At 72.8% G+C, this 11,133-nt stretch carries 11 protein-coding genes; 5 read left to right on the forward strand and 6 right to left on the reverse strand.

All coding sequences use genetic code 11. The annotated features are described in order from the left end of the window. Window positions 1–25: 25 nt before the first annotated feature. Both ABD223_RS01200 and ABD223_RS01205 read left to right on the forward strand, forming a co-directional pair. On the forward strand, window positions 26–1,168 hold the full coding sequence (locus ABD223_RS01200; RefSeq protein ID WP_344033902.1) for an acyl-CoA dehydrogenase family protein: 1,143 nt from the start codon (window positions 26–28) through the stop codon (window positions 1,166–1,168). A gap of 258 nt (window positions 1,169–1,426) precedes the next feature. Continuing rightward, on the forward strand, window positions 1,427–2,113 hold the full coding sequence (locus ABD223_RS01205) for a DUF3800 domain-containing protein (RefSeq protein WP_344033903.1): 687 nt from the start codon (window positions 1,427–1,429) through the stop codon (window positions 2,111–2,113). 135 nt (window positions 2,114–2,248) lie between these two features. Here ABD223_RS01205 and ABD223_RS01210 read toward each other — a convergent pair whose 3' ends face one another. Together ABD223_RS01210 and ABD223_RS01215 are read right to left on the reverse strand one after the other, a co-directional pair. Further along, window positions 2,249–3,460, reverse strand: a complete 1,212-nt coding sequence (locus tag ABD223_RS01210) for an amidohydrolase (protein WP_344033904.1) — start codon at window positions 3,458–3,460, stop codon at window positions 2,249–2,251. A gap of 19 nt (window positions 3,461–3,479) precedes the next feature. Then, window positions 3,480–4,352 carry an aldose 1-epimerase family protein gene (locus ABD223_RS01215; RefSeq protein ID WP_344033905.1) on the reverse strand — a complete coding sequence of 291 codons (873 nt, stop codon included), beginning with the start codon at window positions 4,350–4,352 and terminating at the stop codon, window positions 3,480–3,482. 251 nt (window positions 4,353–4,603) lie between these two features. On the opposite strand from ABD223_RS01215, the gene ABD223_RS01220 reads away from it, so the two are divergent. The 3 genes from ABD223_RS01220 to ABD223_RS01230 all read left to right on the forward strand — a co-directional run bounded on the left by ABD223_RS01220 (window position 4,604) and on the right by ABD223_RS01230 (window position 6,430). Then, complete coding sequence (locus ABD223_RS01220) at window positions 4,604–5,158, forward strand: TetR/AcrR family transcriptional regulator (protein WP_344033906.1); 555 nt, start codon at window positions 4,604–4,606, stop codon at window positions 5,156–5,158. Continuing rightward, complete coding sequence (locus ABD223_RS01225; RefSeq protein ID WP_344033907.1) at window positions 5,155–5,991, forward strand: MBL fold metallo-hydrolase; 837 nt, start codon at window positions 5,155–5,157, stop codon at window positions 5,989–5,991. Before ABD223_RS01220 ends, ABD223_RS01225 begins: the two co-directional genes overlap by 4 nt. Before the next feature lie 124 nt (window positions 5,992–6,115). Continuing rightward, window positions 6,116–6,430, forward strand: coding sequence for a hypothetical protein (locus tag ABD223_RS01230; protein WP_344033908.1), 315 nt, complete (start codon window positions 6,116–6,118; stop codon window positions 6,428–6,430). Between the two features lie 55 nt (window positions 6,431–6,485). On the opposite strand, the gene ABD223_RS01235 is transcribed toward ABD223_RS01230, so the two are convergent. The 4 genes from ABD223_RS01235 to ABD223_RS01250 form a co-directional block, all read right to left on the reverse strand. Then, window positions 6,486–7,868: an APC family permease gene (locus ABD223_RS01235; protein ID WP_344033909.1), complete on the reverse strand. Its 1,383-nt coding sequence runs from the start codon at window positions 7,866–7,868 to the stop codon at window positions 6,486–6,488. Between the two features lie 166 nt (window positions 7,869–8,034). Continuing rightward, complete coding sequence (locus ABD223_RS01240) at window positions 8,035–9,303, reverse strand: MFS transporter (protein WP_344033910.1); 1,269 nt, start codon at window positions 9,301–9,303, stop codon at window positions 8,035–8,037. Between the two features lie 231 nt (window positions 9,304–9,534). Beyond that, on the reverse strand, window positions 9,535–10,191 hold the full coding sequence (gene pdxH / locus ABD223_RS01245) for a pyridoxamine 5'-phosphate oxidase (protein WP_344033911.1): 657 nt from the start codon (window positions 10,189–10,191) through the stop codon (window positions 9,535–9,537). 25 nt (window positions 10,192–10,216) lie between these two features. Beyond that, a complete protein-coding gene (locus ABD223_RS01250) occupies window positions 10,217–11,110 on the reverse strand; it encodes an urease accessory protein UreD (protein WP_344033912.1) in 894 nt (297 codons plus the stop codon). Window positions 11,111–11,133: the final 23 nt, after the last annotated feature.

Here is an 11,133-nt window from a genome sequence, read left to right on the forward strand (position 1 = left end):
GCGAGCCGTCACACGGAGGTCGACGATGCCCGCCGAACGCCTGCTGCCCACCACCGAGGCCGAGGACCTGCTCGCCCTGGTCCGCGAGATCGCCCGCGACGAGCTCGCGCCGTGCGCGGCCGAGCACGAGGAGCGCGAGCGGTTCCCGCGCGACAAGTTCCGGCTGCTCGGCAAGAGCGGGCTGCTGGGCCTGCCCTACCCGGAGGAGTTCGGCGGCGGCGCGCAGCCGTACGAGGTCTATCTCCAGGCGCTGGAGGAGGTGGCCTCGGCGTGGATGTCGGTCGGCGTCGGCCTGTCGGTGCACGTGATGTCGAGCTACGGGCTGGCCGCGTTCGGCACGGACGAGCAGAAGGCCCGGTGGCTGCCCGACGCCCTGGCCGGCGACCTGCTGGGCGGGTACGCGCTGTCGGAGTCGCACGCGGGCTCGGACGCGGCGGCGCTGTCCACCAGGGCCGCGCGCGACGGCGACGAGTACGTCGTGAACGGCACGAAGGCGTGGATCACGCACGCCGGCGTGGCCGACTTCTACACCCTGATGGCCCGCACCTCCGACGACGGCGGCCGGGGCATCAGCTGCTTCTTCGCGCCGGGGCGGGCGGACGGCCTGACCGCCGCGTCGCCCGAGCGCAAGATGGGCCTGACCGGGTCGACCACGGCGCAACTGGTGTTCGAGGACGTGCGGCTGGGCGCGGACCGGTTGGTGGGCGCGGAGGGCGACGGGCTGAAGATCGCGCTGTCCGCCCTGGACTCGGGCCGGCTCGGGATCGCCGCCTGCGCCGTGGGCCTGGCGCAGGCCGCGCTGGACGAGGCCGTGTCCTACGCGAAGACCCGCACCCAGTTCGGCCGGTCGATCATCGACTTCCAGGGCCTGGAGTTCCTGCTCGCCGACATGGCCGCCGCGGTGGACTCGGCGCGGGCGACCTACCTGGACGGCGCCCGCCGACGGGACCGCGGCCTGCCGTTCCGGCGCCAGGCGGCGGTGGCGAAGCTGGTCTGCACGGACGCGGCGATGAAGGTGACGACCGACGCGGTGCAGGTGCTGGGCGGCGCGGGGTACACGCGGGACTTCCCGGTGGAGCGGTACATGCGGGAGGCGAAGGTGTTGCAGATCTTCGAGGGCACGAACCAGATCCAGCGCCTGGTGATCGGGCGCGAGCTGCGCCGCTGACCGAGCCGGGGCGCCTACCCCAGGGCCGCCCTGAGCCGCTTCCGGTTGAGCGCCACCCAGACGACCAACGTCAGCAACACCGCCACGGCCCACTTCACGCCGTTCCCCCCGACGCTCGTCCGACCACCCGGTGTGGCGGACGGACGGGCGTCGTGGACAGCGTTCAGCGGGGATCCCGCACCGGGACGACCTCGGCGCCCGGCGAACGGCGGTGACGCTAGGTGGTCGATTGTCACCTTCGGTCAACCAGGTCGTACCGTGTGCCGCCGTGAGCGATGTGCGCTGTTCTACGTCGATGACTCGGGGGCGCAAGCCTCTCAGCTCGTCGTCCACGGCTGGGTGGAGCTGTCGGTGCCCGACTGGCGCCCCGCCCTGCGGTCGTGGCTCGACTGGCGCAAAGCTCTCCGTGCCTGCACGGGGTTGCCTGCCAGCTACGAACTGCACGCCACCAAGTTCGTCAACGGCAGGGGAAGGCCGACGGGGACGAGCCGGGACCACAGCAAAGCCAACCGGTCGGCGGTGGTGGTCGACGCGTTGAGCGCGATCGCCGCCATGCCGGGTGTGCGCACCGGCGCCGTCTGCCGCGACACGACCGGGACCCGGTACGTCGACGCCAAGGCAGACCTGTACGCGGACCTGGTCACCGAGATCGACGCACGCCTCGTCGCGACCGGCCGCCACGGGTTCGTGATCATGGACGGGGACGGCACCGACCCCTCCTACCGGCAGGCGCACCGCTCCCTCGCGCTCTCCACCCGCAACCTCGTGGAGGACCCGTTCTTCCGGGGTTCGCACCTCAGCCAGTGGGTGCAGGTGGCAGATCTGGTCGCCTACGCCGCTTACCAGTGCGTGCTGCGCGCCCCCGGGAAGGAGCTCATGTGGGACTGGTACCCGGACCTGCTCGGCCGGATCTGCGTCATGGGCGGAAAACCTCAGGTCAGGTGAACCCGGCGCCGAACGCCCCGGAGAAGAAGCTGGACCCGCTTCCCCACGGGAGTGGGACGGGTCCGCGAGTGGAGCCCAGCGAATCGACGAGCCGCCGCAACAGCGGCTCGTCGACCCGTGAACCGGGATCGCCCGTCAGCGCCCGGGGACCGCTCGGGGCTCCGAGTAGAACGGGTCCTCGACGATCCCCTCCCCGTCCTCGTACCGGTACACCTCGCGCCCCGACACGAACACCTTCAGCGCCCGGCTCATCACGTCCAGCGGGTCACCGGACCAGATCACCACGTCGCCGTCCAGTCCCGGGGCCAGCGACCCGACCCGGTCGTCCAGCCCCATGATCCGCGCCGGGTTCACGGTGATCGACTCCAGCGCCGTCCGGCGGTCCAGCCCCTCCTTCACGGCCAGGGTCGCCTGGTGCACCAGGAAGTGGATCGGCACCACCGGGTGGTCCGTGGTGATCGCGATCTCCACGCCGGCCCGCGCCAGGATGCCCGGGGTGCGCAGCGACCGCTGCCGCACCTCGACCTTCGACCGCGTCGTGAACAGCGGTCCGATGACCACCGGCACGCCGCGCTCGGCCAGCAGGTCCGCGATCAGGTGCCCCTCGGTGCCGTGGTTCACGATGAGCTTGTAGCCGAACTCGTCGGCCAGCCGGAGGGCCGTCGCGATGTCGTCCGCGCGGTGGCAGTGCTGGCACCACGGCAGCTCGCCCGACAGCACGCGGGCCAGCACCTCGGACGTCGGGTCGCGGTCGAACGGGCCGTCCGCCGCCTCGCGCCGGGCCGCGTAGTCCTGCGCCCGGGTGAACGCGTCCCGGATCACCGCCGCGACGCCCTGCCGGGTGGACGGCAGCTTCTTCTGGTCGCCGTAGACCCGCTTGGGGTTCTCGCCCAGCGCGCTCTTCACGCTCACCGGCTCGCGCAGCAGCATCTCGTCGACCGTGCGGCCCCAGCACTTCACGGCCACGGTCCGGCCGCCGATGACGTTGCCCGAACCCGGCTTGACCACGGCGGTCGTGACGCCGCCGCTCAGGGCGTCGGCGAAGCCCTGGTCGGCGGCGTTGATCGCGTCCAGCGCCCGCAGCCGCGCGCCGTTCGGGTCGGTCATCTCGTTGGTGTCCTGCCCGGCCCAGCCCTCGCCCTCCTCGTGCACGCCGAGGTGGCCGTGGGCCTCCACGAAACCGGGCAGCACCCAGGCGCCCGCCGCGTCGACGACCGGCACGCCGTCCGGGACCTCGACGTCCGCGCCGACCGCGACGACCTTGCCGTCCCGCACCAGGACCGTGCCGCCCTCGATCGGCGACCCGGCCACCGGCACGACGTACCCACCCGTGATGGCGACGTTCATAGTTAGCGAGGCTAATGAACTACGACAACGGGCGCAAACCCCACCGGCCCGCCCACGAGTCGCCGGGCTCCAGCCACAGCAGGTCGGTGCCGCTGTTGAGCGCGTCCGGCGGGCACGTCATGGGCTCGACCGCCACCGCGCGGCCCCGGCCGGGGAAGTTGTCCGGCGTGTAGACCTGCACCCACTTGAAGTCCGGGTCGGCCCACAGCTCGACGCCGCCGGCCGGCCCCTTCAGCACGTGCCGCACCAGCCCGTCCACCGGCTCGCAGCCGCCGAACGCGGTGTCCAGCTTCACCCCTTCGAGAAGGCGCGCCACCCGGAAGTCGTAGTCGCCCGACACGGGCTGGGCCGGGGCGTTGGGGATCATCGTCTCCGGGTCGACCGGCAGCACGGTGGTGGCGGCCAGCGACAGCGAGGTCTCGTCGGTCGCCGAAGCGCCCGCCCTGGGGTACGGGTGCGTGCCGACGCCGAACGGGGTGCGCTTCTCGCCCACGTTCGTCACGCCGTGGGACACGGTCAGGCCGTTCTCGTCCAGCGCGTAGGTGATCGTGGTGCGCAGCGGCACCGGCCAGCCGAAGCCCGCGACCGGCGTCTCCAGCGACAGCAGCGACCCGGTGTGCTCGACGACCTGCCACAGCGCGCGGCGCACGAGGCCGTGGATGGCGTTGCCCCGCGCGGGCTCGCCGATCTCCAGCTGCTGCTCCTCGCCGTCGAGCACCCACTTCCCGCCCGCCGTGCGGTTGGGCCACGGGACCAGCACCGCGCCGCTGCCCATGGGCGGCTCGTCGTCGTACGTCTCCGAGTACGGCACGTCGCCGACCGCGTAGGCCTTGAGGTTGGCACCCTCGGGTGCGATGACGGCGCGGGCCGCGCCGTGGGCGATTTCCAGCATGGATCAAGAGCGTATCCGGCCGGTGGGCACGGCACTTCACGCACTGGGACGCGAAATTCTTTCGGTCCACAGGGCCGAAAGCGCTTTCCGCCATCCGGACCCGAGGAGCCGGGAACGACCGGTCCAGCGAGGGCGACCGGCTGACGGAGGACGCCGGTCGACTCAAGACGACCGGCCGCCGGGAGACGGAACCAGGCCACCACCACCGGATCGACTTCCCTACTAACTAGACCGGTCTCTATAGTAAAACCATGCCGAAACGGACCGACACGCGCGACCGCGTCGTGCGCACCGCCGCCCACCTGTTCCGGGCGCAGGGCTACCACGCCACCGGCCTGAACCAGGTGCTGGCCGAGGGCGGCGCGCCCAAGGGCTCGCTGTACTTCCACTTCCCCGGCGGCAAGGAGCAGCTGGCCGTCGAGGCGGTGACCCTCTCGGGCGCGGACCTCCGCGCGTCCCTGACCTCCGCCCTGGACGCCGACCCGGATCCCGTGGAGGCCCTCCGCCGGGTGGTGGAGCTGCTCGGCGAGGGCCTGCTCGCCTCCGACTTCCGCAACGGCTGCCCCGTCACCACGGTCGCGCTGGACGCCTCGGCCGAGAGCGAGCCAATCCGCCTGGCCTGCGAGGACGCCTACGCCTCGTGGCAGCGGGCCATCGCCGACCGCGTCGGCGACGAGGACTCGGCCACCGCCGTCCTGGCCGCCGTCGAGGGCGCGCTCGTCCTGGCGCGCACCCGCCGTTCCCTCGCACCGCTGCACGCCGTCGCCGCCCGCCTGGGCGCCCTGCTGGAGAGGCCCGCGCCGTGAAGGTCCACCACCTCAACTGCGGCACCATGCGCCCGTTCGGAGGCCGGCTGGTCGACGGCCTCGGCTCGGTGTTCCGGCGCGCCGAGCTGGTGTGCCACGTGCTGCTGCTGGAGACGGAGCGCGACGGCCTGGTCCTGGTCGACACCGGTCTCGGCCTGGCCGACGTGCGCACGCCCGCCGCGACCCTGCCCGCGCGGTTCCGGCACGCGGCGCGGCCGGTGTGCGACGAGCGGGAGACCGCCGTGCGCCGGGTCGAGGCGCTGGGGTTCGCCGCCTCCGACGTGCGGCACGTCGCGCTGACCCACCTCGACGTCGACCACGCGGGCGGCGTGCTCGACTTCCCGTCCGCCCGGGTGCACGTGCTGCGGGAGGAGCTGGACGACTCGGCCAACCCCCGCTACTCGCCCGCCCAGTGGCGCGGCGCCGACCTCGTGCCCCACGACCCCACCGGTGAGGCGTGGTTCGGTTTCGAGGGCGTGCGCGAACTCCTCCCGGACGTGCTGCTGGTCCCGCTGGTGGGCCACACCAGGGGCCACACCGGGGTCGCGGTGCGCGCGGGCGGGCGGTGGCTGCTGCACGCGGGCGACGCCTACTTCTTCCACGGCGAGCTGGAGGCGGCACCGCACGTCCCGCCGGTGCTCGGCGCGTTCGAGCGGGTGATGCAGACCGTCGCGCACCGGCGGGTGGAGAACCTGGGTCGGCTGCGCGAGCTGGTCCGCGACCACGGCGCGGGGGTGGACGTCTTCTGCGCCCACGACGCGGCGGACCTGCGCGGCCGCTCGTCGCGCCCCGAACGGGCGATCGGCCGACCCCGGGAACCCGAGAACCCGTAGCCAACCCCGCGAAACCCCGCACAGACCCCGACGTGACCACCGCTCACTACGCGTCGCCGCAGTGACCCCGGGTTCACCGCCCACCATGCTTCGGCTCGTCCGCTCATCCGACGAAGGAGTCGAGTTGAACAAGATCATCGGTGTCGCCGCGACGACGCTCGTGGCCGCCGGCCTCGTGCTGGGCACCGGCGCCGCCTCCGCCTCCGCCGACGTGGGCGCCGCGTGCACTCAGGTGTGGCAGTACCAGGTCACCACCTACGGCGACATGACCAACGCCGAGAGCGGCGGTTCGTTCGTCGGCTGGGCGGCCCAGAACGACACCCTGAACGTGCGCATCAAGGGCAACCCGCGCTACTACGGCGCGAACGTCAACAACGGCAAGTGGGGCTGGGTCCTGGCGAGCAAGCTCCAGTACACCGGCAACACGTGGTGCGCCTGACCCCCTGACCGGGTCCCGGGCCGGGGGTCGCGACGACCCCCGGCCCGGGACCGGCTCACTTCGACAGCTTCTCCGCGTCGAACTCGACCTTGCCGTGCACCACGCGGTTGATCAGCCACAGCACGACGCCCGCGCCCAGCAGGTAGAGCGCGATCCGGTAGTCGTCCCACGGCCGCCCGGACAGCGGGCTGGCCAGGTAGGCGCACGTCACCGCGCCGAGCACCGGCGCCCACGTCGGCGCGCGGAAGTGCTTGTGGTCGGCCTTCTCCTTGCGCAGCACCAGGACCGCGACGTTGACGACGGTGAACACGACCAGCAGCAGCAGCGAGGTGGTGCCGCCCAGCTTGGCGATGTCGGCGGTGGACACCAGGATGATCGCGATGCCGCTGGTGAAGACGATCGAGATCCACGGCGTGCGGCGGAACGGGTGCACGGTGCCGAAGGACTTCGGGATGATCCGCTCGTTCGCCATGCCGTAGACGAGCCGGCTCGCCATCAGCATGTTGATCAGCGCCGAGTTGATCACCGCGAACAGGCCGATCAGCGAGAACAGCCACAGCGGGAAGCCGGGCGCGCCGACCTCCACCACCCGCAGCAGGGCGGAGGACCCGGCCTCGGCCAGCTCGTCGGACGGGATGAGCAGCGACGAGGTGATCGCGACCAGCACGTAGATCACCGCCGCCACGACCATGCCCCACAGCATCGCGCGCGGGAAGATCCGCACCGGGTCGCGGCACTCCTCGGCCATGTTCACCGAGTCCTCGAAGCCGACCATCGCGAAGAACGCCAGCGCGGTGGCCGACGTGATCGCGACGAGCACGCCCTGGCCGGGCGCCGGGTCGACCTGGGTGAGGCGGCTCGCGTCGCCGTCGCCGGACAGCACGGCGAACAGGCCGATCACGATGATGATCAGCAGGCCGGACAGCTCGATGCAGGTCAGCACCACGTTGGCCTTGACCGACTCCGAGACGCCCCGGAAGTTGATCGCCGCCAGGCCGAGGATGAACAGGATCGCGACCAGCGTCGCGGACACCGCGAACGTGTCGGAGAAGAACTCGCGGATGACGGACTGGAGGTAGGTGCGCCCGAACGCGAGCGCGGCGGACGAGGCGGAGGTGATCCCCGAGCTCATCACCGCGAACGCCACCATGAAGGTGAGGAACTGGATCTTGAACGCGCGGTTGGTGTAGAGCGCCGCGCCGGCCGCCCTCGGGTACTTGCCGACCAGTTCGAGGTAGCTGAACGCGGTGAGGAAGGCGACCGCGAACGCGATGAGGAACGGCAGCCACAGCGCGCCGCCGATCTTGCCCGCGACGTTGCCGGTGAGGGCGTAGACGCCGGTGCCGAGGATGTCACCGATCACGAAGAACAGCAGGAGCTTGGGCCCGATGGCCCTTTTCAGTTCCGGTTGCGCCGGTGCGCTCGTCGCTTCCGCCATGCCGGATGAGTGTGCCGGATCACAGGGCGGCCTGACAGCGGAATGGTCGGCTTCCTGGGCAAGTCTTGAGGTTCACCCGGCGGAACGACTGCGGAGGTCCGATCCGGCGAGGCGGCCCGGGGCCCTCCCCCGGGTCGCGGTGGGCCTCGCGCGGCCCGCCGGGTGGTCACCCGGTCGGCCCGGCGGCGGGTTCGGCCTGGAAGCGGTAGCGCTTGATCGCCGGGATCGCCAGGACCGCGAGGCCGGTCCCCACGACGACCAGCACCCCGCCCAGCGCCGTGGCGACACCGGGTCCGACGAGCGCGCCGGTCGTGCCGTGCAGCAGGTCCGCGAGGCGCGGCCCGCCGGCCACCACCACGATGAACACGCCCTGCATCCGGCCGCGCATCTCGTCGGTGGCCGCCGCCTGGAGGATGGCGCTGCGGAACACCATGCTGACCATGTCGGCCGCGCCGCCGATCGCGAGGAACACCACGGCGAGCCACAGCGCGTGGGACAGGCCGAAGCCGATCATCGCCACACCCCACGCCACGATCGCGACCACCACGCCGACGCCGTGCCGGTGCACGCGCGAGGTCCAGCCGGAGAACAGGCCGCACAGCATCGCGCCCAGCGGGATCGCGGCGAACAGCCAGCCCAGGGCGAGGCCGCCGCCGGGAGGGTCGCCGAAGGTCTGCTCGGCCATCTCCGGGAACAGCGCGCGCGGCATCCCGAAGACCATGGCGATGATGTCGAGCAGGAAGCTGGCCAGCAGGATCTTCTGCACGGCCAGGTAGCGGAAGCCCTCGACCACGTCGCGCACGCCGGCCCGCCGCGGGGCGCCGCCGAGCGGGGGCAGCGGCGGCAGCTTCCACACCGCCCAGATGGTCGCGGTCAGGGCCACGGCGTCGATCAGGTACAGCGTGGGCAGGCCGACCAGGGGCATCGCCGCGCCCGCGAGCATGGGGCCGAACACGCCGCCGAACGTCATCACCGTGGAGGACAGCGCCGACGCGGCGGCCAGCTGCCCGGCCGGCACGAGGCGGGCCACGGACGCGGTGCGGGCGGGCGCGTTGACGGCGAAGAACACCTGTTGCAGGCAGAGCAGGGCGATGACCACCCACACCGACCGCGCGCCGAGCGCCGCCTGGAGCCACAGCAGCACCGAGGTGACCGCGATGCCGGTGTTGGTGACGACGAGCAGCTTGCGGCGGTCCACCACGTCGGCGATCGCGCCGCCGTAGAGGCCGAACACCAGCAGCGGCACCAGGGCCGCGCCCGCGGACACGCCGACCCAGGCGGACGAGCCGGTCAGGTCGTACACCTGCTTGGGCACGGCCACCGCGGTCAGCTGGCTGCCGATCGCGGTCACCACGGTCGTGAGCCAGAGGCGCCGGAAGGCGACGACCTTCAGCGGGCGCGTGTCGATGGCGATGCGCCCCAGGACTTTCCGCACGGTCGTTAGCCTACGATAACTAACGAGTTCTTCACCGAGACTTCGCACACCCCCGGCCCGGTCCCGGCACGCGCCGGCGAGGTCGCCCGCGACGGTCCGCCCCGCCCGGCGCGCCCGGGGCCGGGCGGTCCGGTGCGGCGGCGTCGCCCTCGCCCGCCGGGACGCGGAACGGGCCCCGCGGCGGTTGGCTCGCGGGGCCCGTTCCGGGTTCGGGCGGGATCGGTGAGGCGGTCAGGGCGCGATGCGCTGGAGCTCCCAGCCGTCGCGGCCGAGGCGGAAGCGCAGGCGGTCGTGCATCCGGTCGCGGCGGCCCTGCCAGAACTCGACCTCCTCGGGCCGGATGCGCCAGCCGCCCCAGTGCGGCGGCACCGGCACGCGGTCGGCGTCGGCGAACTGCCGCTCGACCTTGTTCAGCGCGCTCTCCAGCACCGGCCGGCCGCTGACCACGCGCGACTGCGGCGAGGCCCACGCGCCGAGCTGCGAGCCGCGCGGGCGGCCGGCCCAGTAGGCGGCGGTCTCCTCGGGCCCGACCTTCTCCACGGTGCCCCGCACGTGCGCCTGCCGCTGCACGGCGAACCACGGGAACGTGGCGGAGGCGTAGCGGGTCGCCATCAGGTCGTGGCTCTTGGTCGAGGTGTAGTTGGTGAAGAACACCAGGCCGCGCGCGTCGAGGCCCTTGGCGAGCACCGTGCGGGACGACGGCCTGCCCTCCGGGTCGGCGGTGGCGAGCACGAAGGCGTTGGGCTCGGGCAGGCCCGCGTTGGTCGCCTGGTCGAGCCACAGCTGGAGCTGCTCGTGCCAGCTGCCGGCGAGGTCGCTCTCCGTGAGCGAGCCCTGCTCGTAAGACACGCGCATCGACGGCAACGCGATGTTCGTCGTCTTCGACATCCCGACCTCCCGGAGCGTGGTGTTCCTACCGCCTGCCAGGAACTTGTGGCACCTGACGATCAGGCGACGGTACGGGTTCCCGGCTTGTGGCGGAACCGCCCGCACGGTGATGACCGCCACCCGATCCGTCACTATCGGTGTGAGCCGCGACTCGGAATCGAGTCCGAGATCGAAACAGGTGATCTTCCCACCCCGGGTGCCCGGCGCGGGCCAGGTCCACGGCGCGGGCCACGGTGACGGCGTCGTCGCCGAGGGCGGTGGTCAGGCTGCCGCCCCTGGCGAGCGGCACGAGCGACCACCACTGCCCGGACACCGCAGCGGCCGGGTCCTCGCCCCAGCACAGCAGCTCCGAGCCCAGCACGCGGCGGCCCGCCAGGCCCGCCGCGCCGCGGTCCACCTCGGGCACGCCCAACCCGCACGTCTGCTTCACCAGGGTCCCGCCCCTCCGGACGTCCAGCGTGGTGACCAGCGAACCGGCCGGCTCGTCGCGCCGGCCCAGCACGAGGACCTCCTTGGCGCGCAACCGCGCGCCCTCCGCCAACTCCGCGCGGAACACCGCCTCGTGCCGCGCCCGCGCCGTCACCACCGTGGGTTCCGGCAGGTGCTCCAGGGAAGCGTCCTCGCCCAGTTCCACCCGGACGAGTGACCTGCTGGGCGTGCCGTGGCGGCCGGGCAGGGCCAGCGTGGCGGCCACCCCCCGCAGCACCAGCGCCGCCCCGGGCTCGACCAGGACGTCCAGTTCGAGGTCGTCGCCGCCCAGCGGCGCGGTGACCGAGCTGACCAGGTGGACGAGGGCGCCGTCCCGGTCGCGCGAACCCCGGTGCGGCACGAGCCGGAGCGGGGCCATGGACCGCAGCTCGCGCACGAAGCTCCGCCCGGCCGGGTCCCGCGCCACGACCAGGCGGGCCCGCGCCCTCACCGGGACGACCCCCGTGACCCGCG

Origin of the sequence: Saccharothrix xinjiangensis (genome assembly GCF_039527585.1) — a bacterium.
Classification (GTDB): domain Bacteria; phylum Actinomycetota; class Actinomycetes; order Mycobacteriales; family Pseudonocardiaceae; genus Actinosynnema; species Actinosynnema xinjiangensis.